The sequence below is a fragment of the Paenibacillus polymyxa genome (assembly GCF_001719045.1).
GTDB classification, from domain to species: Bacteria; Bacillota; Bacilli; order Paenibacillales; family Paenibacillaceae; genus Paenibacillus; species Paenibacillus polymyxa_B.
Genome location: NZ_CP015423.1, coordinates 567,356 through 590,320, shown reverse-complemented (window position 1 = coordinate 590,320; position 22,965 = coordinate 567,356). Strand labels below are relative to the sequence as shown.

Below are 22,965 nucleotides of genomic sequence, written 5' to 3'. Positions count from 1 at the left end.
CGTTCAGGTGAACGCTCTCTTTGTCCTACAATTGCTCACGGTGAATCACCCTGAATTCTTTGGGCGACATACCGAAGCGGGAACGAAATACACGGTGAAAATACGTGTAATTTGCAAATCCTGACGATTCGGCGGCTTGTTCCAGTGACATGGGACTGAAAATGATTCGTTCTCTCGCCATGTTAAGCCTGATGTCTAGCGTGTACTGCATAATGCTCGTATCGAATGTTTCCTTAAACAGATGTACTGCTCGGGATACGCTGATACCGACGTGTGAAGACACGTCATCCAGTTTGAAGTTAGAGGATGCGTTTTCTTCAATATAATTTTTAATCTGATACGCAAGATAGTTATGATGAGTAGCGATAGGATGATCGGATAGCATACGGTCAAACTCCAAACATAAAATGCGTATGTAATAACTTGATATTTCCGGGTAAGGATTAGAAATACGTCGTTGCTCCATCACAAGCTGACGAAATAGGCCAAGCAGGGCTTCTGTGAGCTGAACCTTAATTCTGTTGGGTCGTTTGTGATGGTTCCACCACTCATCTACCCAGGAACCACCGAAAAAAATGTGATAATCTCCACTTTCCACGACCTGCTCTCCCATGGGGTTCAACTCACTATGAATATCCAGTTCATAAGGCTCGGTAGGATTGAATAGCAGTAGGTCACCCGCCTCAATCCGTGTCATTTCCCCGTTAATGCGGGCCTGGCAGCGTCCATCTGTTTGCAAACGGAATAAATAATTTTTGATCCCATCAGGCTGGTTCGAATAAAAGGGCTTTCGATGGAAGGAATAGCCTGCGGTAAGAACCTGACAAGGCTCGACGATAGACATGATGATGACTCCTTTGGGCATATGGCTGTTTCAAATATTGACCAGATTGTTCATGTTTTAATCATATTATTCATTTTAAACGAAACAGAAATAGAATACTATGTGAACTGTAAAGCTTACATGTTAGATGAGAAAGTACATGTTGGAGGCCAAGGAGTGTGACGACGTGGAACGAATGAAGGCCGGAATTATCGGATGCGGTACTATTAGCTCGGTATATCTTGAAAATCTCCAAAAGAGCCCACTTATTGAAGTGGTGGCCGTCGCTGATTGACTGGATAAGAGGGCCAAGGAGAGGGCCGATGAATTCAACATTGAAAACGTATACAAAGTGGATGAATTGCTTCGTCAGCCTGAGATTGAGCTTGTATTTAATCTGACCGTGCCTGGCAGCCATGCACGGTCAGATGTGGCGATACTAAAGGCAGGCAAGCATGTGTACAGTGAAAAGCCTTTGGCGCATTGAAATTCACGGACCATCGTGCCAATGCTGAACTGGCCTACCATGTGCTAGAAGCCATGCATGCTTTTCAGCGCTCATCATTGGAAGGCAATCACATTACGGTGGAAAGCACGTTCAAACCGGACGAGGATTTGTATTATGGAACAGATATAATGGAAAATTCATCTTAATTAAAGAGGTGAAGGGGAATGGCTAAAGTAGGATTGCAATTGTACACAGTAAGGGAAGAGCTTGAACAGGATTTTGAAGGTACGTTGCGCAAGGTAGCTGAGCTTGGCTATAAAGGGGTAGAATTTCATACCTTTTTCAAACGTAATGCCAAGGATGTCAGAGCGCTTCTGGATGAGCTGAATCTGGAAGTTGTCGGAACTCATATACAATATTCTCGTTTGCTGGATCATTTGGATGAGGAGATTGCATACCACAAAGAATTGGGAAATAAATACCTAATCGTTCCTTATTTAACCGAAGAACAGCGACAGTGGGATGAACTTTTTGCTAATTTGGATCGTATTGGTGAAAAAGTGAAAGAACAGGGCTTGATACTGGCTTATCATAATCATGAGTTTGAATTGACAGAAAAAATCAATGATCGCCCGGTATTCGATGCTTTATATGATGCGGTTTCCGATGATTTGTTACAGGTCGAAATGGATACTTGTTGGGTATACTATGGGGGCTATGATCCAGTGGAATACATCGGACGTTATAATGGACGCCTGCCTATCATTCACTTAAAGGATATGGCACGTGACGAGCAACAAAAAGCAGTAACTGTAGAGCTTGGCAAAGGCGAAGTGCAGCTTCAGGCCATTACAGACGCCGCTATTCAGGCAGGTGTGGATTGGATCGTCGTAGAACAGGATTTCTGCTCAAACCCTCCAATCGAAAGCATTGAAACCAGTATTAAATGGCTCCAACAATACGCAGCTCAGGGAGGAAATATTCATGTCTAAAACACTCAAAATCGGGATTATTGGTTGTGGAGGGATTGCAAACGGCAAACACTTGCCGAGTCTTGCCAAGCAGAAGCGTGCAGAAATCGTTGCATTCTGTGACATCATTCAGGAGCGCGCTGAAGAGGCAGCAGAAAAGTTTGGAGTTGAAGGCTCGCAAGTTTATAGCGATTACCGTAAGCTGTTAGAAAATAAAGACATTGAAGTCGTACATGTATGTACACCCAACGACTCGCACTCGGAAATTACCGTAGCGGCGCTTGAGGCAGGTAAGCATGTGCTGTGTGAAAAACCGATGGCTAAAACTGCAGAGCAGGCACGGGAAATGCTCGATGCGGCCAACCGTACAGGTAAGAAGCTGTCTATTGCGTATCAAAACCGTTATCGTGATGATAGTTTGTATCTGAAGCAATTGGTCGAACAAGGAGAGCTTGGAGACATTTATCTGGGCAAAGCCATTGCTCTACGCCGTCGCGCAGTTCCGACCTGGGGAGTATTCTTGGATGAAGAGAAGCAGGGCGGTGGCCCCCTTATTGATATTGGCACGCATGCACTCGACCTGACACTCTGGCTGATGGATAATTACAAGCCTAAAAGCGTACTAGGTTCAACCTTCCATAAGCTAGGGGATCGTAAAGATGCAGCAAATGCCTTTGGACCTTGGAATCCTGAGGAATTTAAGGTAGAGGACTCAGCTTTTGGTTTTATTACGATGCAAAATGGAGCTACGATTGTACTAGAGTCCAGCTGGGCATTGAACGTTGTAGAGTTTGGCGAAGCGAAGACGCTGTTATGCGGTACCGAAGGCGGAGCCGATATGCAGGATGGATTGCGCATTAACGGGGAAAAGAACAGCCGCTTGTTTGATACGAAAATAGATCTGGATGCAGGCGGTGTTGCCTTTTACTCTGGAGAAACGGAAAATGAAGCAGACCGCGAAGCCCGTCTGTGGATCGAATCTATTCTGGACGACAAAGAACCTCTTGTGAAGCCGGAACAGGCACTGGTTGTTACTGAAATTTTGGAAGCTATCTATGAATCGGCTCGTACGGGGAAAGCTGTCTATTTTGACTAAGCCCGTAATTATCCCGAATAGACCATCATTATAATGAAAGCAGCTTTTTTCACATATGATACAGGGAGGGATTTCTTTTGAAACTTGGAGTATTTATGGTGTTGTTTGGCGGACGTTCGCTTGAGGAGGCGCTGGATTATGTGGCTTCTCAAGGATTGGATGCTGTAGAAATCGGTACAGGCGGCAACCCTGGGGATAAGCATTGTAAGCCGGATGAGTTGCTGGAAAACGATACAGCGCTCAAAAATTTCAAAAAGGCAGTAGAGTCCCGCGGACTAACGATTAGTGCGCTTAGCTGTCACGGCAATCCTCTCCATCCGCAAAAGCATTTGGCCCAGGCTGATCATGATACGTTTCTTAAAACCGTTCGATTGGCAGAAAAGCTGGAAGTTCCAGTTGTGAACACTTTCTCTGGCTGTCCGGGTGATCATGAGGATGCGAAATATCCAAACTGGCCTGTAGCTCCGTGGCCTAATGATTTTCAGGAAGTGTTGAAGTGGCAATGGGAGAATAAAATTATTCCTTACTGGACCGAGACGGGGAAATTTGCAGCAGATCATCATGTTAAAATTGGGCTGGAGCTACACGGGGGCTTCTCCGTTCATACACCAGCGACCTTGCTTCGTTTGCGTGAAGCTGCGGGAGAGGTCATTGGTGCTAATCTGGATCCGAGCCATATGTGGTGGCAGGGAATTGACCCAGTGCAGGCGGTTCAAATTTTGGGCCGAGAGGGAGCCATTCACCATTTTCATGCCAAGGATACGACGATTGATCCGATCAATGTAAATAAATATGGACTTACCGATATGCAGGAATATACGAAAATGCTAGATCGTGCTTGGCAGTTCCGAACTGTGGGCTATGGGCATGATGTAAAAACCTGGGCAGATATTATCAGTGCTCTGCGTCTGGTGGGATACGATTATGTAGTGAGTATTGAGCATGAAGATGGTCTGATGTCCGTGGAGGAAGGCTTTACTAAGGCCGTCCACAATCTTCGCCAGGTACTGATTGAAGAACCGCTGAGCGAGATGTGGTGGGTCTAACCTAATAGGGGGAAATGTTGATGATTAACGTCACCATTTGGAATGAATTTTTGAACGAAAAGTTGAATGATGAAGCCAAACAGATATATCCTGACGGGATACACAAAGCGTTGGCTGACGGCCTGGCAGGAGAGGGATTTGCCATTCGAACAGCTACTCTGCGTGATGATGCCGAGCATGGTTTGGGAGAAGATATTCTGAATTCCACAGATGTGCTGCTGTGGTGGGGGCATAAAGCCCACGATCAGGTGAGCGATGAAGTTACGGCGCGTGTTGTCAAGCGAGTGCAGGAAGGTATGGGGTTGATCGTGCTGCACTCAGGCCATTTTTCCAAGCCATTCAAAGCCCTAATGGGCACTAGCTGTGACCTGAAATGGAGGGTGGCAGGTGAACAGGAGATTATTTGGTCGGTGAATCCGTCACATCCCATTGCAGAAGGCATAGATGCCAAAATTTTGTTGAAGCAGGAAGAGATGTATGGCGAGTTCTTTGATATTCCTACGCCGGATGAACTGGTATTTGTTAGTAACTTTGAAGGCGGCGAAGTATTTAGAACCGGATGTACCTTCCGCCGAGGTAGCGGCAAGATATTCTATTTCCGCCCAGGTCATGAGACCTATCCGACTTATTACCAGCCTGATATTTTGAAAGTTATCGCCAACAGCATTCGTTGGACTTCTCCGACAAGTATTAACAAACCAATATATGGTAGAAGTGAACCTCTAAGGCCTCTCGGTGGAGTGTTGGTATAATGACAATCATCACATATGGATGAGTTGTATAATGAACAGATTGATAGGCGGAACCTCTTGGGATTCCGCCTTTTTGTATTTAACGATTTAGACATATACCTGCTGTGTTGGTTTGTTGTATAATCAGTTTTGGTCATGGCAACTTTATCAGCGTAGGTATTTAATTTAAGAAGAAAGTGTTTTCTTTCGGGATAAAGTATGCTAAAATGATATATACTAACAAAAGGAAAGCTTTATCAAACCGAAATGCAAAAGAAGGTGAAAAATTTGGAAAGTCAACCGCAATGTACAAAAATGTGTCCGCGTTTTGAAACCGCCTTTTCATGTTTGGGCAAGCGTTGGAATGGATTAATTATTCAATCCATGATGAGCGGTCCTAAGCGGTTTAAGGATATTTCCAATCTGATTCCCACAATGAGTGACAAAATGTTATCAGAGCGGATGAAAGATTTGGAAAATGAAGGAATTCTTACACGTCATGTATATCCGGAAACTCCTGTCCGCATTGAATACGAGCTAACAACCAAAGGCCGTGCACTTCAGCCAGTTATGGAACAGATTCAATTTTGGGCTGAGGAATGGATTAGATGAGCACCAAACTAAATAAGCGTTTCTCATAGCAAAACAGCCTTTTCCTAGGAAAAAGGCTGTTTTTTTATTTTGTGTATAGGACTACTTATCCATATCACAGAAATGATGTGCATAGGTAGCACGGTTTAATAGCCTTTGACGCGCCCTGCAACTGAGAATAATGCTGCTGTTGCACGGCGGGGCACACGGGTTTGAATATCCAGCGCGGCCGAACGGAATGTACCCAGACAGGAATGGCAAAGTCTTCCTGCATAAATAGGGGAACGGCAGGACTCACAAGGATAATCAAGCTGACTGTATGTGGAGGGAAACTTGCCTGCTCTTACCCAGTCTATGAGTAATTCTATAGGTGTGCCGGTTACATCACTGAGCTGGCGGGTATGAGTAGAAGGATGCTTCCATAGATAGTTAGAACAGCGGTCTAAGAATATATTTTCTTCCTGAATACAAGTACTACACAGGTTTCTAAGGTTCTGACGAAAAACGGAACCACATTTTGGGCAATTAGAAGTATGTATCTCCATAGAAACCAGTCCTTTGTATCGAAGTGTAGTGAAATTTTAAAATTTATTAGTTACATATTACTATGACCTTATACCTATATCAATCTTTATTTATGGAATCACTGATCTAAGTGTATGTTGGAGTCTGTGTTGACATAACTCTGTTACTTATGTACTATTACTTACATAAAGTTACTTAATGAATAAAATAAATTATTGATGACAAGGGGATATTTATATGATGCCATCTTTATTTTTGGCCCACGGCTCACCGATGCTTGCTATTGAACAGACGGACTATACTTCATTTTTAGAGCAACTGGGAAAAAGCATTCGTCCTAAAGCGGTTGTTATCTTTACTGCTCATTGGGAAGCGCAAACGTTGACGATCAGTTCGATGGATGACGTGTACGATACCATTTATGATTTTGGTGGTTTCCCACCGGAACTGTACGCGGTGAAATATCCAGCACATGGCTCTGTCGAACTGGCAAATAAGCTGAGAAAATTATATGAACAAAAGGGTATTGACGTACAAAGTGATCGGGTGAGGGGACTGGATCATGGATCCTGGACATTGTTGCATCGTATGTATCCTGAGGCAGACATTCCGGTAGTTCAGATCTCTGTAAATCCATATCTCTCGCCCAAAGCACAATATGTCATTGGTGAAGTGCTACGTGGACTGGGAGAACAGGATATTCTGGTCATTGGCAGTGGCGTGACTGTTCATAATCTGCGTATCGTCAAATGGGGGGAAACGAAAACAGAACCTTGGGCTATAGATTTTGATAATTGGATTATTGAAAAAGTGCAAAGTAGAGATATAGAGGCTTTGGATCACTATGAAAGTGAAGCACCGTATGCTCGTCAGGCCGTACCAAGAGCAGAGCACTTTGTACCGTTGTTTATTGCGATGGGGAGTGGAAATCCTGCAAACAAAGCCAAGGTCATCCATAGAAGCTATGAGATGGGGAATTTAAGTTATCTATGCTTACAGTTTTAAAAAGTGTGTTGCCAGAAGAAGGACTATTGTTAAAATGCTTCGCTACTGCTCCTGTATAAGTAGGGAAGTGGAAATAAATTAGGGAGTGTTATAAGCTATAATGGCTTATAACACTCCCTTTTACATAAATAACGATTTATTATATCCGGCAAATCTCACGAGGGCACAATTCACAATGACATACGCCTTGCAGCATTTCCAAATCCTTGACAACAATCATGCCGTTATCGTATTCTACTGCATTTTTCTTACGTAGATCACTAAGCATCCGGTTTACGCTTTCCCGAGTCGCACCGATCATATTAGATAAGTCAGTATGAGTAATTTTCTTATGAATCAGAATATGTTCGCCGTGAGGCTCACCATAGGTATTGCATAAACGGATGAGTGTTGAACATAAAGCACCTGGCTTGCCGTACATCATCAAATCGCGGAACTTAGTCTGAGTAATACGGTGATGCGAACCCATCCATTTCATAAAGTCAATCGCAAAATCACAATGCTGGCAAATAAGCAGTTCCAAATCTGTATGATCGATTACGCCAATATCACTGTCTTCCAGAACCTCAGCAGAAAAGGAATGCTTAGTACCGAAAAATGGATCAGCTTGACCAACAAGATCGCCGCTTTGATACATATATAGAATAAGTTCCTTACCTTCATCCGTTGTTTTGGTTACTTTCACGCGTCCGCGCTTAATATAAAACAGCTTATCCGCTGTATCTCCTTCCCAGAACAGATGCGAGCTTTCAGGCATAACTCGATCTTTCATCATCACTTGCAACCGGTTGAAGCTGGCCTCCGAGAAGCAACAGGTGTTGCCGCGGGCTTCCATTACATTTGTAGGGTTTCTCATCGTCCATTTCCCCTTTGTATCCTATGTTTTTTATCTGCAACTTGATCAATTCAAATTCATTATATACCTGCGCAATGCGTTTTTGGGGCAAGAAGAGGGGGTAAAAGTGGCAGAATTCCAAACTTTGTGATTTAATTCACTTCATAAAATAAAATTTTAAATAGATTGTGAAAAAAATCACAATATATCTTGAAAAGCTGTGTTACGATCAGTGCGTGAACAAGAGATAGTACACGAGATAACAGGAGGATGAGGGAAATGGCTGTTAAAAACGAGGTTATCCAAAAAGAGCAAAGCGCAGAGCAGTATATTCAAACGCTGATTGACCGGGGGAACCGGGCACAGCAAGCTTTCATGAGTATGAATCAGGAACAGATTGACGAAATCGTACAAGCTATGGCACTCGCAGGGATGGATAAACACATGTACCTGGCGAAGATGGCTGTTGAAGAAACAGGACGCGGTGTGTACGAGGACAAAATCACCAAAAACATGTTTGCAACAGAATATGTCTATCATAGTATCAAAAATGAAAAAACCGTCGGTGTCATTGAGGACAATGATTTTGACAGTTTTCAAAAGATAGCAGAGCCAGTCGGCATTATCATGGGGATCACTCCAGTGACAAACCCGACTTCGACTACGATGTTCAAAGCGCTGATTGCCATTAAAACACGTAACCCAATCATTTTCGGTTTCCATCCATCTGCTCAATCGTGTAGTGCGGAAGCAGCCCGCGTCTTGCTCGAAGCAGCTGTTAAACATGGTGCTCCAGCTGATTGTATTCAATGGATTGAAGCACCTTCGATGGATAAGACCAATGTACTGATGAACCACCCTGATGTGGCGCTGATTCTGGCAACTGGTGGATCAGGCATGGTTAAGGCGGCATATAGCTGCGGTAAACCTGCTCTGGGTGTAGGCCCAGGTAACGTGCCTTGCTTTATTGAAAAAACAGCAGACATCAAGCAGGCTGTGAACGATCTCATCCTCTCTAAATCTTTCGACAACGGTATGATTTGTGCTTCCGAGCAAGCGGTTATTATCGAAGAGCCAATCTTCGAACAAGTGAAAAAATTGATGATTGCTAACGGCTGCTATTTTGTAAATAAAGAAGAAGCAGCTAAGCTCACTCAAGGAGCTATGAATGTCGAGAAATGTGCAGTGAACCCAGCTATCGTCGGGCAGTCTGCTGTGAAAATTGCTGAAATGAGTGGTATTACAGTACCAGCAGGAACTAAAATTTTGGTCGCTGAGATTGAAGGGGTAGGAACAAAATTCCCATTGTCTGCGGAAAAATTGAGTCCTGTATTGGCTTGCTATAAAGTAAAAAATGCGGAACAAGGTATTCAACGTGCTGCTGAAGTCGTGGAATTCGGGGGCATGGGCCACTCGTCCGCTATTCATTCGAACGATGAGGACGTTATCGCTCGCTTCGCAAACCGTCTGCAAACAGGACGTATCATTGTAAATGCACCTTCCACACATGGTGCGATTGGCGACATTTACAACACCAACCTTCCTTCGTTGACACTCGGTTGCGGTTCGTATGGTCGTAACTCGACTTCGTCGAACGTATCGGCAGTCAATTTGATTAATGTGAAAAGGGTGGCGAAACGGACGGTGAATATGCAATGGTTCAAAGTACCTTCCAAAATCTATTTTGAGAAAAACTCGACACAGTATCTTGCTAAAATGCCTGATATCACACGTGTAGCCATTATCACAGACCCTATGATGGTACAACTGGGATATGTAGATCGTGTTATTCATTATCTGCATCAACGCCAAACACCAGTAGCTATCGAAGTGTTCTCTGAAGTAGAGCCAGATCCATCGACAGTTACGGTAGAACGTGGTACTGAAATGATGAGACGTTTCCAACCGGATTGCATCATCGCACTGGGCGGCGGTTCCCCAATGGATGCTGCTAAAGGCATGTGGATGTTCTATGAATATCCAGATACTGATTTCAATAATTTAAAACAAAAATTCATGGATATCCGTAAACGGATTTACAAGTACCCACGTCTGGGCCAAAAAGCACAATTTGTAGCTATCCCTACAACCTCGGGTACAGGTTCCGAAGTTACATCGTTCGCAGTAATTACGGACAAAAACCTGGGCGACACGAAGTACCCACTGGCTGACTATGAGTTGACTCCTGATGTGGCAATTATTGACCCAGTGTTTGTATATTCGCTACCTAAAACAGCTGTAGCGGACACAGGTATGGATGTTCTGACACATGCTATCGAGGCTTACGTGTCCGTAATGGCTAATGACTACACAGATGGTCTGGCAATTAAAGCCATTCAATTGGTATTCCAATACCTAGAACAATCGGCTCTGACTGGTGATAAGCTGGCTCGTGAAAAAATGCATAATGCTTCTACACTTGCTGGTATGGCATTTGCTAATGCATTCTTGGGCATTAACCACAGTCTTGCACATAAATGGGGTGGACAATACCATACAGCGCATGGCCGCACGAATGCCATTTTATTGCCGCACGTCATTCGCTATAATGCGAAAAAACCGACAAAATTTGCTTCGTTCCCTAAATATTCGCACTTTGTTGCGGATGAGCGTTATGCAGAAATCGCGCGCATACTGGGACTGCCTGCACGCACCACCGAAGAAGGGGTTAACAGCTTGATCGAAGCGATCCGTAAAATGAACAAAACACTTGGTATCGAGGAATCGTTCCAACAAATCGGTTTCGATGCAAAGGATTTCGAATCACGTGTAGACTATCTGGCTGACCGCGCATTTGAAGATCAATGTACAACTGCGAATCCGAAGTTGCCGCTGGTTACTGAGTTGGCTGATGTCTATCGCAATGCCTTCTACGGACGTTTTGACCAATAATATAATAGGTACGAAGAGGCTTGTGAAAAAGCATTTTCTCGTTCAATACCGATGCAGGCTCTCTATATAGAGGGCCTGTTGGTTTGGGAAGGGAGGTGAACGGCAAGGCTAAGGATATAGGCGTGAAGCTAGGGAAAATAAAGTGACAAAAATCACTCATATTGTGATTTTTGTCACATACTACACTCTATCATTATTCTACAATAAGGGTGTAAGAAAGGTCCCGACACTGAGCGTAAGGCATCGGTGAAAAGGCCGGGCTCAAGAAATAGCTTTATCGTGAAAAAAATCACAAGTCCGGAAGACCAAACAATTTGGAGGGATTTACATGTCGGTGATTGAGAGAGAATTACAAGAGCAACAATCTGGCTGGAGAGGTTTTAAAAAAGGCAAATGGACTAAAGAAGTCAACGTCAACGATTTTATTGAAACTAATATCTTACCTTATGTTGGCAATGAAGAATTTTTGGTTGGTCCTACCGCCAACACAACTGCATTGTGGGATATTGTATCCGATCTTACTAAAAAAGAGTTGGCAAACGGCGGCGTGCTTGATGTAGACGTGAATACGCCATCCACTATTATTTCACATAAACCGGGTTATCTAGACCGGGATAAAGAGCAAATTGTCGGTGTACAAACAGATGCTCCATTCAAACGCTCTTTGCAGCCGTTTGGTGGAATTCGGATGATGATCGACGCTTGTAAAGCCTATGGTTTTGAAGTGCCAGAAAGTATTATTGATATCTTCACTCATATTCGTAAAACTCACAACCAAGGTGTATTTGACGCTTATACAGATGAAATGAGAGCAGCCCGTAAAGCTGGTATCATTACTGGTCTGCCAGATGCATACGGTCGTGGTCGTATTATCGGTGACTATCGTCGTGTAGCTTTGTATGGTGTAGCCTTCTTGATCCAAGATAAAAAGCTGCAACTGAAAAGCCTTGAAGTTGATTCCATGGAAGAAGACGTAATTCGTCTTCGTGAGGAAATTTCCGAACAAATTCGTGCTTTGAATGAACTGAAACAAATGGCTGCTGAGCACGGTTTTGATATTTCCAAACCTGCTAACAATGCGAAAGAAGCTTTCCAATGGGTATATTTTGGATATCTTGCAGCAATCAAAGAACAAAATGGTGCAGCAATGTCCTTAGGACGTGTATCTTCCTTCCTTGATATTTACTCTCAACGTGATATGGAAGAGGGTACAATGACAGAAGAACAAGCTCAAGAACTGGTCGATCATTTTGTTATGAAATTGCGTATTGTTAAGTTCTTGCGCACACCTGACTATAATGAACTGTTCAGTGGAGATCCAACTTGGGTTACTGAGTCCATTGGTGGTATGTCCGTAACTGGAGAAACTCGGGTAACTAAAAACAGCTTCCGTTTCCTGCACACCCTCTACAATCTGGGACCTGCACCGGAGCCGAACCTGACTGTACTGTGGTCGGAAAAATTGCCTGAAGGCTTCAAAAAGTATTGTGCGAAAGTTTCTATTGAAACTAGCTCCATTCAGTACGAAAATGACGATCTGATGCGTCCAATTTATGGAGACGATTATGGTATTGCTTGTTGTGTATCGGCAATGAAAATCGGTAAGCAAATGCAATTCTTTGGTGCTCGTGCCAACTTGGCTAAAGCTCTGCTGTATGCAATTAACGGTGGTAAAGATGAAAAATCTGGCGTTCAAGTAGGGCCTGAATTCCCAGCCATTACAGGTGAAGTTCTGGATTATGAAGAAGTGTTGAGCCGCTTCAAACCTATGATGGAATGGTTGGCAAAACTGTACATGAACACTTTGAATGTTATTCACTACATGCATGATAAATATAGCTACGAACGCATTGAAATGGCGTTGCATGATCGTGATATTCTCCGTACCATGGCTTGTGGTATTGCGGGTCTGTCAGTTGCTACCGACTCCTTGAGTGCCATTAAATTTGCAAAAGTTAAACCAATCCGTAACGAAAAAGGGATTGCTGTTGACTTTGAAATTGAAGGCGAATACCCTTGCTACGGTAACAACGATGACCGTGTAGATAACATCGCTGTGGAACTGGTAGAAAGCTTCATGAGCATGATTCGCAAGCATAAAGCTTATCGTAATGCGGTTCCTACTCAATCTGTACTGACTATTACTTCCAACGTGGTGTACGGTAAGAAAACAGGTACAACACCGGATGGACGTAAAGCAGGCGAACCGTTTGCACCAGGGGCAAACCCAATGCACGGCCGTGATAAAAAAGGTGCTTTGGCATCTCTGAGTTCCGTAGCCAAATTGCCTTATGAACACAGTCTGGATGGTATCTCGAACACCTTCTCTATCGTGCCTAAAGCACTGGGTAAAGAAGAAGAAACACGTAAAACAAACCTTGTTTCGATGATGGATGGCTACTTTGGAAGCCACGCACATCATCTGAATGTCAATGTGTTTGCTCGCGAACAACTGTTGGATGCAATGGAGCACCCAGAAAACTATCCACAGCTTACGATTCGTGTTTCCGGCTATGCCGTTAACTTTATCAAGCTGACTCGTGAACAACAATTGGATGTTATTAACCGTACTTTCCACGGTACAATGTAAATAAGTATTACAATGACGCACGCATAGCGGATGCGGGAAGGATGATGCAACATGTTGAAAGGTCACATACACTCATTGGAAACCTTCGGGACCGTCGATGGTCCCGGCATCCGCTTCGTGCTCTTTATGCAAGGATGCTTGTTGAAATGTCAATATTGCCATAACCCGGACACTTGGGCCTTGAATGAAGGTAATCCGATGACGTTGGAGGAGGTATTGGCTGAGATTGAGCCGTATTTAGCCTATTACCGTTCTTCCGGAGGCGGATTGACCGTATCCGGTGGAGAACCGACGCTGCAAGCTCATTTTGTCGCAGAGCTGTTCAAAGAAGTAAAACGTCGGTGGAATTTGCACACGACACTGGACAGTAACGGATTTAATGACGCGGGCCGTATCCATGAACTGCTGGACGTAACAGACTTGGTGCTACTGGATATTAAGCATATTGACAATGACAAGCATATTAAGCTTACAGGCAAGTCTAACGACCGTATGCTAAGTACGGCTCGCTGGTTGTCTGAGCAAGGGCGCAAAATGTGGATTAGACACGTATTTGTACCGGGTATTCATGATGACGAGCAAGATTTATTGAATTTGGGACGGTTTATCGGAACGTTGAACGGAGTCGAGAAATTCGAAATTTTACCTTACCATCAAATGGGTGTTTACAAATGGGAAATGCTTGGTAAGGAGTATCCGTTGGAGGGAGTTCCATCTCCTACAGATGAAGAAGTTCAACGTGCATACCGACTCATTGAAGAGGGTCGTCTGGAGACTGCAGGAAAGAATGCTGTCTGTCGTCCATCATAATGTAAATGGCTCAAAAGCTATTTCCTAGTAATGAAGCCGCCGCCACATCAGGTCAGATGGGCGGCGGTTTTTTGTTGTTGAATTTTTTGCAGTCACAGGAGAAAGTTCCCTTTTTTTCATGATCAGCAAAATTTCCAGAAACTTTTTAACAACTGACGCGTCTAATAGTATGACTTTTTACGGGAATGATAATAATTTGGTGATAGAAGGAGACAGACAATGAATTTCAAGAAATGGACCATGCTCACTGCCCTTGCGGTAGCTCAGGTGGCCGCAGTAGCCCCTGTAGGAGCAGAAGCAGCATCAACAACCGTTCAATCCACCGATTCGGTTAGCGCACAGCAGGCTCAGGCCAATGCTGCTGATTCAGGCGTTCAGAATAGCATCGGAGATCAAGATGGAACTAGCACACAAAATGACACGGTGACACCTAATAACACAGGCGTATCCAATGATCCATTGACTGGCCTACCTACGGATACAACCAACGGATCGAACGTATCCAATGATGTATACGGTGGAGACGGAACGATCACCAATCCTGGTGGAGCTCCAACATCCATGGGTGCTAATCAATTGATTTTGTACTTAAACAGCGCGAAAATGGAACAAAACGGACAGGTGTACACAGCAACTCAGCCGATGACCGTGAAGGACGGAGTTTCCTATGTAGCTATCCGTTCACTTGTCAGCCGTGTCGGATTGCAGTTTAGTTATGACACTGCCACCAAAGAAACCGTAATCACACAAGGAACAAATGTCATGCGCTTCAAAACAGACAGCAAGGTTTATACGGTTAACGGTGAAGCCAGACAAATGAAGGGACCGGCTTTTCAGCAAAAGAACGTATTTATGGTGCCATTGACCTCGATTACACAGGCCTTAAATATTCCTTATACTGTGAATAATACGACTAAACAAGTTATCATGGATTTGAATCAGAAACCTAAAGCTTCCTTCACGGTTCAACAAAAAGATATCTATGCGGGCGAAACCCAAGTTACGTATTTGACGAAGGAATCTTCTCCTACAGGTCTTCCGATTGTGAACCAACGTTGGGAAGGTAAGCAGGACGTATTTCAGGAGCCGGGTACATATGTAGTTACCTATTCTGTTCTTGACTCTGCTGGGAACTGGAGTGATCCTTACTCAGTTACAATTACAGTAAGACCACCAAATCAGCCGCCAGTGGCTCTGTTTACAACTGATAAAAAAGAGTACAAAATGGGTGAGAAAATCACCATTACCGACCTGAGTACAGATGATGAGAATGCTATCACTAAGCGTGATTGGGAGAATAAGAAACTTGCCTTCTTCCAACCAGGTGATGTAACAATCACACTCACCGTGACTGATAAGCACGGCGTAACAGGTACCAAAAGTGAAACAATTAAAATTACGAATGAATTGCTGTACAACGAAGATGATTTCAATAAAATCTTCACACCATATGGTGATAAATATACAGTAGACGGCAGTCAGGTGCCTACCATGGCTACCATTCCTTTGACTAGTACATCTTCTCCGCGTCTTTTGATCCGTGCTAACAGCCCGGAACGTGTATTTCAGGACGGAATTGTGTATCAGGAAACCGGATCAGGCAGCACGCGCATACTCGTCCATCATGTGAATGAAACGGGTCGAGATGTGAAAATGTACGTGATTGCGACCAACAACAATATTACTCCTGCCAACATGAATGTCGAAAATTCTGGTTTTGCTGGACCATCTGAATTTGCCACGGCTGCGGGTAAAGTCTCAATTCAACGATATTTTCAATCCATGCAGGATGGAAGCAAGCGTTCTAGCACAGTTCTAAATCCTGGCGAAAGCCGCATTATTTTAGAGGATTTGAATGCACAAAAAATCAAGCAAAAACAGGTCATATCTTTGTTATCCGATTTGTATACGGATCAACCTATTCAATACACGGTAATTGTGTTAGATGCAAATGTAGATCCGTTAACTGTGTTGCCTACTCTGGCAAAACTGCCTAAGGACGGTATTCATAACCGTGGAACGTATGCTAATTCGGATATCACGCTCAATTATACCGAAGAGGTTGGTAAAACAGCTCAACGTATCGTTCTTGGTGATAATAAGGTAGATCCGAACCTGATTGGTACGGACGGTCTGGACGGCTCTTCTGCTTCCAATGCCGGTAATTTTGGTGTTGTATATAAAGTTAAATTGGATCGTGTAGCGCCGTATTCACTGATTACGTTCAACCCGCGTGGAGGCGAATATTCCGGCTATGCGATGGTAAACAATCAGGTTGTGGGTATCCCGACGAACGGCGCAGTATGGGCTCCAAATGAGATGAGTGTGCTGTATCGCACAGGGCATATCGAGGAAAGTGTAGAGATGTATTTCACTGCTGCTGCAGGAAGTAACTTGCCGGTTTCCGTAGTAGTTATGCCTTTGCCAGCTATTAAAAATTAATATGAAATAACCGGTGCTGTATACCGGCTTAGACCTTGGGTCTCGTCATTCACCGTTTAAAAGTCGATGTCACTTGCAGAATATAGGCGTTCTCCTGCTGCGAATTTAATCGTAGCGCCGGAGAGCGTCTTTTTCTTATGTATAGATACGAATATCTCTTATAATATTGACTTTAATCGTGGTATAATAAATAGATGCAAGCCTAAGCCTGCATCAGAAAACCTGAAACTACAGACAGGGGAGGGTGAAACGCATGCTGACAAAGGATGAGATTATTGCAACAATGTCCGCTCAGGGGTTGCGTATTACAGATCAGCGCAAGACGTTGGCCACGTTATTTTCCGAGAATGAAGGGTATCTGTCCCCCAAAGACGTTTATGAATATATGGGTAAGAAGTACAGTGGACTTAGCTTTGATACGGTTTATCGTAATCTGCGTGTAATGCAGGAATTGGGTGTGTTGGAACAGGTATCTTTTGAGGATGGAATGAAGTTTAAGGTGAGCTGTAATGAGCATCATCACCATCACCATATGATTTGCTTGAGCTGTCAGAAAACATTACCGATTTCTTTTTGCCCAATGCAAATGACAGATACAACGGATCAATTCCAAATCGTCGAGCACAAGTTTGAAATTTTTGGTTATTGCAAAGATTGTCAACAGAAGAATGGGCATACTGATAGTAATTCGGATGGGGGATTCAGACAGACGAGCAGTCACACTCACAGCCACGGGGGCTACTGAAATGAAAATCACCACACGCAGAGTGGTACAGGCTCCGATTAAGTTTTATCGTTCCTATATTTCACCGTTAAAGCCGGCTACCTGCCGGTTCTATCCAACGTGTTCGGCGTACGCGTTGGAGGCGGTAGAGGTGCATGGTGCGCTCAAAGGTTCATGGCTTGCTGCTAAGCGTATAGCCAAGTGCCATCCCTTTCATCCGGGTGGCGTAGATTTGGTTCCTCCTGCAAAAAAGGGAACAGATAGGTCTAGCGAAGATCGTTTGGCTACCCACTCCAAGAAGGGTCTGACTTGACAGCGCTATGCGGATTTGGTTATATTTTGGTTAATATTGTTTTCCTGCGAAGGGATGAGTAGGGTAAACCGCCCAGTACAGAGAGCCGGGGTTAGCTGCAAACCGGTCTGGAGCGAAGCCTGAACATGGTCCTGGAGGAACCTTTTTCGAGCGTTTTTGCCACAGTTATTAGTGCTTGGGAGGCAAGCGTAAGGGGGAGGCGTGTTCCAGCGTTAATGGGCGGTCAGATGTGACCGGTGAAGCCTGTAGTCTGCGAGGATACAGGAAAATTGGGTGGTAACGCGTGAGGTGACTCTCGTCCCATAGGGGCGGGGGTCTTTTTTGTGCCCAATTTGTGCCAAATTCATGAATTGGAGTACCATCATGTCAGCAGATCTTATCGAGCTGACGTGAACAAAACAGGAGGCAACACACATGTCCAATGAGAACACATTTTACATTACGACACCGATCTATTATCCGAGCGACAAGCTACATATAGGTCATGCTTACACGACGGTTGCGGGAGATGCAATGGCCCGTTATAAGCGGCTACGTGGATATGAAGTGCGCTATTTGACAGGAACGGATGAGCATGGTCAGAAGATTGAGCAGAAAGCGAGTGCAGCAGGCAAAACGCCGCAACGTTTCGTAGATGATATTGTGGCAGGTATTCAAGAACTGTGGCGGAAGCTCGACATTTCCAATGACGATTTTATCCGTACTACGGAGGAACGTCATAAGGCTGTCGTACAGGAAATTTTTGATCGTTTGCTGAAGCAAGGCGATATTTACAAGGGAGAATACGAAGGCTGGTACAGCATCCCTGACGAAACGTACTACACAGAAACTCAGCTGGTTGACGTGGTGAAGGACGCCGAAGGCAATGTGGCTGGAGGAAAAAGCCCGGATAGTGGACACCCTGTAGAACTGGTCAAGGAAGAGTGTTACTTTTTCCGTATGAGCAAGTATGCTGATCGGTTGCTGCAATTTTATGAAGAGAACCCACAGTTTATCCAGCCGGAATCACGTAAAAAAGAGATGATCAATAACTTCATCAAGCCGGGTCTGGAGGATTTGGCTGTATCACGTACTACCTTCGATTGGGGCATTAAGGTGAAGGGGGATCCGAAGCATGTCGTGTATGTTTGGATTGATGCACTTTCCAACTACATCACAGCCTTGGGTTATGGCTCTTCCAATACCGAGTTGTATGATAAATTTTGGCCTGCAAATGTGCATATCGTAGGTAAAGAGATTGTAAGGTTCCACACGATATATTGGCCGATCATGCTGATGGCGCTGGATCTTCCATTGCCTAAAAAAGTATTTGCACATGGTTGGCTGCTCATGAAAGACGGTAAAATGTCGAAATCTAAAGGCAATGTTGTAGACCCGGTGACGTTGATTGACCGTTATGGTCTGGACCAACTTCGTTACTACTTACTGCGCGAGGTGCCTTTTGGGGCAGACGGAACATTTACACCAGAAAGTTTTGTAGATCGAGTTAATTCGGATTTGGCAAATGATCTGGGCAACTTATTGAATCGTACCGTGGCGATGGTAGATAAATATCTTGATGGCAAGGTTCCGGCTTATGAAGCGAATGTAACAGCATTCGACGGAGCTTTGGAAGACATGGCAACATTGACTTATAGCAAAGTAGAAGAAGCCATGGAAAACATGGAGTTTTCCGTGGCATTAACGGCGATTAGCCAATTTATTAGCCGCAGCAACAAGTATATTGACGAGACGCAACCATGGAACTTGGCTAAGGATGAGGGAAAACGTCGCGAATTGTCATCTGTTATGTTGCATTTGGTAGAAAGCTTGCGCATCGCTTCCATCTTACTCCAGCCATTCTTAACCCGTGCTCCTCATAAAATTTGGGAACAGCTCGGTATTAGCCAAGGTGAGTTGACTACATGGGATAGCGGCAAACAGTTCGGTCGTATTCCGGAAGGAACGCAGCTGGTCAAAGGTAATCCGATCTTCCCGCGTCTGGATTCAGAGCAAGAGGTTGCTTTTATCGTGGAAGCAATGACTGGGGGGAAGAAACCGGAAGAAGCTACAGCACAAATTCAACCGCAGAATGCATCTGAGGCGAGCCAGGAAGCGCCGGAGGCAAAAGAAGAGATTGGCATTGAGGATTTTGCCAAGGTAGAACTGCGCGTTGCTCAGGTCGTCGCCTGCGAGCCTGTGAAGAAGGCCGATAAACTGTTGAAGCTCCAACTTGATCTTGGTTATGAGCAGCGGCAAGTAGTATCAGGGATTGCGAAGTTTTATACGCCGGAAGATATCATTGGACGCAAGGTGATCTGTGTGACCAATCTTAAGCCAGTAAAACTTCGGGGAGAGCTGTCGCAAGGTATGATTTTGGCAGCATCACATGGAGATCAGCTTACGCTGGCCACCGTACCGGAAGGTATGCCGAATGGTGCAGTTGTAAAGTAGTACGCTATGTAAAAATAAAAGAACGTAATGAGCGTATGTCCGGGAATCATTCTTCCTGGGCATGCGCTTTTTGGCTTGCATCATATTTTGCTCCCGCTACACGTATGTTTTAGTAGGCAGGGCTTGTTTGTTCGTGTTCACTTAAGACAGGTGGGAGGGAATATGATGACAAATATCAACGCCGGGTTGGCGATCGTAGCCGGACTGGTTTCTTTTTTTTCACCGTGTTGTTTACCGCTGTATCCATCTTATTTATCGTATATGACAGGGATGTCTGCGCGCGAACTGGCTGAAGGACGGCACAAGGCAGAGGTTCGTTATCGTACGATGGGACATACACTTGCTTTTGTATTGGGCTTTTCGGTCGTTTTCTATTCACTGGGTGCAAGTGTCGGGTTGCTTGGAGAATGGTTTGCTAATTATGGGGATACGCTAAGAGTGGTAGCAGGGTTACTTATTTTACTAATGGGTCTGGTATCTCTTGGTGTGGTGCGTCCTTTGATTCTAATGAGGGAGCATAAGCTTCGCTGGACATGGAAGCCTGCCGGGTATGCCGGTTCCTTTGTGATCGGAATTGGATTTGCGGCAGGCTGGTCGCCCTGTATCGGTCCCATGCTAACAGCTATTATCGCTTTGGCGGCAGTAGAGCATCACATTTGGTTCAAGCTGATTACAGGCTATGCGCTTGGCTTTGCGATTCCATTTTTTATATTAGCTTTGCTGGCAGGCTCTATTCGACTATCCTCTCGCTATACCTCCATTCTAATCAAAACAGGTGGCATACTACTTGTTATCACTGGCATTTTACTGGTAACGGATCATATGACTGATGTAACGCTATTTTTACAACGGATTACCCCAGATTGGATGCTAGTTATGTGAAATATTCAATACGACTTAAAGGGAAATGTTCAAAAATGCGCTCTGTGATAAACTCTCGTAGTGCATTTTGCTGTTCATCGGGATAAACATATTTGTTTTGTCCCCAGCGGCCCCATTTTTTCTTGCGTTTCTCTATGTCCATCTCCAGCTTGGTTTTCGGATAACGTTTCTCGATGACAGCTTTGGATGTTTTGGTGAAGCGATGCTGAATTAATTCGAACGTCAAATCTTTTGTAGCATGCTCGGGTAAGGTTTCTCCCAATTTGCGCAGCAACTCGCCGTAGCCTTCTTCCCAGCCGTCATACCAGATGATGGGTGCAATGATGAACCCCAGTGGATAACCGGCTCGTGCGATTTTGCCCGCGGCTTCAATACGTTCCTCGAAGCGTGAAGTTGCAGGTTCAAACTGTTTAATTACATAATCGGAATTAATGCTAAAGCGGATGCGAGTATGACCATTATGTTTAATATCCAGCAATGGATCAACATGATGATATTTAGTAACAAAACGCAGACGACCAAATTCCTCATCTGCCATGAAACGAATCAAGTCTCCAAGCGTTCCGGTGATATGCTCCAAACCAACCGGATCGGAGGTACAAGCTGCTTCAAAACGGGTAATTTCAGGCGCACGCTCCTCGATATAAGCTTTAGCTGCTGATAAGATATCGTCAGTGTTGACATATACACGAATATACGGTTTTGCTCCCAAGGTTGTTTGTAAATAACAGTAGTGACAGTGCCCCATGCAGCCAGTCGAAATGGGGATAGCGTATTCGGCAGAGGGCTTGGATTGGTCAAAAGTCAACGTTTTACGGATACCGACTACCAAAGTTTTTTTTGCCATTCGGTACTTTTCAACTTCAGTTTCACCTGGTAAATTGGTAATTCGGTTGTGAGAGGTAGTCATCCGATACGGAATATCCTTGGCTTTAACCCAATCCATAATACGCTGGCCCTTGGGATAATTCAGTGCGTCTGGCTCAAAAAACACCAGGTCAGGCAAAAATGGCTTGGTTCCTCTGGTTTGGACAGGAGTACGCTCAAGCGTAGACATGGCTAACGCTCCTTTCGAAATAAATCCACAGTGCTCTGGTGTCCAACTTTAACATTTTGCCGCAGAAATAAACGATACAGGACGACGATATTAGTGTGCCCGGCTTAAATTGAACAAATCGTGGCAATAGCTGTGAGTGAAGGGATGAGACTTGCCAATGGGCAATGATAACATGTATCATTACATAGTAGGTTTAACGCAGGAAATGAAGGCGGTAAGCGCCCGTTCAATAACAGAAAAGAGGGAAACAAGTGCCAACGCCAAGCATGGAAGATTATTTGGAACGCATTTACCAACTGATTGATGAGAAGGGCTATGCTCGTGTCTCGGATATCGCAGAGGGGTTAGAGGTGCATCCTTCGTCTGTCACCAAAATGATTCAGAAGTTGGATAAGGACGATTATCTTGTATATGAGAAGTATCGGGGACTGATTTTGACACCGAAAGGGAAAAAGGTCGGCAAACGGTTGGTTGATCGCCATCAGTTATTAGAGCAATTTCTGGATATGATTGGGGTTGACAAGGACCTGATATATAAAGATGTGGAAGGTATTGAGCATCATCTGAGCTGGGATTCCATCACCCGTATCGAAACATTGGTCGAATATTTTCGCCGGGATGAAGATCGCTTGCGCCAGCTTCATGACATACACAAGGAATTGAGTGGAGATTCCTAAAAGCATCTGTCCTTACGGACGATGCTTTTTTATTTGTCCCGACCGCAACAAATATCCGGTTATTAGCGTCTATC

The 22,965-nt window shown here is 44.3% G+C and carries 19 protein-coding genes and 1 pseudogene; 17 read left to right on the top strand and 3 right to left on the bottom strand.

All coding sequences use genetic code 11. From position 1 onward, the window contains the following. Positions 1–25 precede the first annotated feature (25 nt). A complete protein-coding gene (locus AOU00_RS02835) occupies positions 26–844 on the bottom strand; it encodes an AraC family transcriptional regulator (protein WP_061829048.1) in 819 nt (272 codons plus the stop codon). A 166-nt stretch (positions 845–1,010) separates the two neighbouring features. Here AOU00_RS02835 and AOU00_RS27660 point away from each other — a divergent pair. The 8 genes and pseudogenes from AOU00_RS27660 to AOU00_RS02800 form a co-directional block, all read left to right on the top strand. Continuing rightward, a pseudogene (locus tag AOU00_RS27660) lies at positions 1,011–1,304 on the top strand (Gfo/Idh/MocA family protein); the annotation flags it as partial. A 2-nt stretch (positions 1,305–1,306) separates the two neighbouring features. Next, a complete protein-coding gene (locus AOU00_RS26925) occupies positions 1,307–1,477 on the top strand; it encodes a hypothetical protein (RefSeq protein ID WP_231109404.1) in 171 nt (56 codons plus the stop codon). Between the two features lie 18 nt (positions 1,478–1,495). Beyond that, positions 1,496–2,263 (top strand): sugar phosphate isomerase/epimerase family protein, encoded by a 768-nt coding sequence (locus AOU00_RS02825; RefSeq protein ID WP_061829049.1) that lies wholly within the window; start codon positions 1,496–1,498, stop codon positions 2,261–2,263. Then, positions 2,256–3,338 carry a Gfo/Idh/MocA family protein gene (locus AOU00_RS02820; RefSeq protein WP_061829050.1) on the top strand — a complete coding sequence of 361 codons (1,083 nt, stop codon included), beginning with the start codon at positions 2,256–2,258 and terminating at the stop codon, positions 3,336–3,338. The genes AOU00_RS02825 and AOU00_RS02820 overlap by 8 nt, the downstream gene beginning before the upstream one ends. Before the next feature lie 77 nt (positions 3,339–3,415). Beyond that, on the top strand, positions 3,416–4,384 hold the full coding sequence (locus AOU00_RS02815) for a sugar phosphate isomerase/epimerase family protein (protein WP_061829051.1): 969 nt from the start codon (positions 3,416–3,418) through the stop codon (positions 4,382–4,384). A 20-nt stretch (positions 4,385–4,404) separates the two neighbouring features. Further along, positions 4,405–5,136 carry a ThuA domain-containing protein gene (locus tag AOU00_RS02810; protein ID WP_061829052.1) on the top strand — a complete coding sequence of 244 codons (732 nt, stop codon included), beginning with the start codon at positions 4,405–4,407 and terminating at the stop codon, positions 5,134–5,136. 246 nt (positions 5,137–5,382) lie between these two features. Further along, positions 5,383–5,727, top strand: coding sequence for a winged helix-turn-helix transcriptional regulator (locus tag AOU00_RS02805; RefSeq protein ID WP_034095058.1), 345 nt, complete (start codon positions 5,383–5,385; stop codon positions 5,725–5,727). A gap of 741 nt (positions 5,728–6,468) precedes the next feature. Further along, the gene (locus tag AOU00_RS02800) at positions 6,469–7,236 is read left to right on the top strand and encodes a DODA-type extradiol aromatic ring-opening family dioxygenase (protein WP_061829053.1); all 768 of its coding nucleotides are present in this window, start codon (positions 6,469–6,471) and stop codon (positions 7,234–7,236) included. 139 nt (positions 7,237–7,375) lie between these two features. Here the strand turns inward: AOU00_RS02800 and AOU00_RS02795 are convergent, their stop codons facing one another. Then, on the bottom strand, positions 7,376–8,092 hold the full coding sequence (locus AOU00_RS02795) for a Crp/Fnr family transcriptional regulator (RefSeq protein ID WP_013310849.1): 717 nt from the start codon (positions 8,090–8,092) through the stop codon (positions 7,376–7,378). Between the two features lie 258 nt (positions 8,093–8,350). Between AOU00_RS02795 and adhE the strand changes: the two genes are divergently transcribed. The 8 genes from adhE to AOU00_RS02755 all read left to right on the top strand — a co-directional run bounded on the left by adhE (position 8,351) and on the right by AOU00_RS02755 (position 21,157). After that, entirely contained in the window at positions 8,351–10,963 is a 2,613-nt protein-coding gene (gene adhE / locus AOU00_RS02790; protein WP_061829054.1) for a bifunctional acetaldehyde-CoA/alcohol dehydrogenase, read from the top strand. A 328-nt stretch (positions 10,964–11,291) separates the two neighbouring features. Then, complete coding sequence (gene pflB / locus AOU00_RS02785) at positions 11,292–13,553, top strand: formate C-acetyltransferase (protein ID WP_061829055.1); 2,262 nt, start codon at positions 11,292–11,294, stop codon at positions 13,551–13,553. Between the two features lie 51 nt (positions 13,554–13,604). Continuing rightward, complete coding sequence (pflA, locus tag AOU00_RS02780; RefSeq protein WP_013310845.1) at positions 13,605–14,363, top strand: pyruvate formate-lyase-activating protein; 759 nt, start codon at positions 13,605–13,607, stop codon at positions 14,361–14,363. Positions 14,364–14,582: 219 nt separating this feature from the next. After that, on the top strand, positions 14,583–16,805 hold the full coding sequence (locus tag AOU00_RS02775) for a copper amine oxidase N-terminal domain-containing protein (RefSeq protein ID WP_069289857.1): 2,223 nt from the start codon (positions 14,583–14,585) through the stop codon (positions 16,803–16,805). A gap of 253 nt (positions 16,806–17,058) precedes the next feature. Continuing rightward, a complete protein-coding gene (locus AOU00_RS02770; protein WP_013310843.1) occupies positions 17,059–17,550 on the top strand; it encodes a Fur family transcriptional regulator in 492 nt (163 codons plus the stop codon). A gap of 1 nt (position 17,551) precedes the next feature. Continuing rightward, positions 17,552–17,842 (top strand): membrane protein insertion efficiency factor YidD, encoded by a 291-nt coding sequence (gene yidD, locus AOU00_RS02765; protein WP_061829057.1) that lies wholly within the window; start codon positions 17,552–17,554, stop codon positions 17,840–17,842. 414 nt (positions 17,843–18,256) lie between these two features. After that, the gene (metG, locus tag AOU00_RS02760) at positions 18,257–20,275 is read left to right on the top strand and encodes a methionine--tRNA ligase (protein WP_069289856.1); all 2,019 of its coding nucleotides are present in this window, start codon (positions 18,257–18,259) and stop codon (positions 20,273–20,275) included. A 165-nt stretch (positions 20,276–20,440) separates the two neighbouring features. Continuing rightward, on the top strand, positions 20,441–21,157 hold the full coding sequence (locus AOU00_RS02755) for a cytochrome c biogenesis CcdA family protein (RefSeq protein WP_069289855.1): 717 nt from the start codon (positions 20,441–20,443) through the stop codon (positions 21,155–21,157). Here the strand turns inward: AOU00_RS02755 and splB are convergent. Then, positions 21,150–22,214, bottom strand: a complete 1,065-nt coding sequence (splB, locus tag AOU00_RS02750) for a spore photoproduct lyase (RefSeq protein ID WP_039270921.1) — start codon at positions 22,212–22,214, stop codon at positions 21,150–21,152. The two genes, AOU00_RS02755 and splB, sit on opposite strands and share 8 nt — an antisense overlap. A 251-nt stretch (positions 22,215–22,465) precedes the next feature. On the opposite strand from splB, the gene mntR reads away from it, so the two are divergent. Further along, a complete protein-coding gene (gene mntR / locus AOU00_RS02745) occupies positions 22,466–22,891 on the top strand; it encodes a transcriptional regulator MntR (RefSeq protein WP_007430946.1) in 426 nt (141 codons plus the stop codon). The last annotated feature ends 74 nt before the right edge of the window (positions 22,892–22,965 follow it).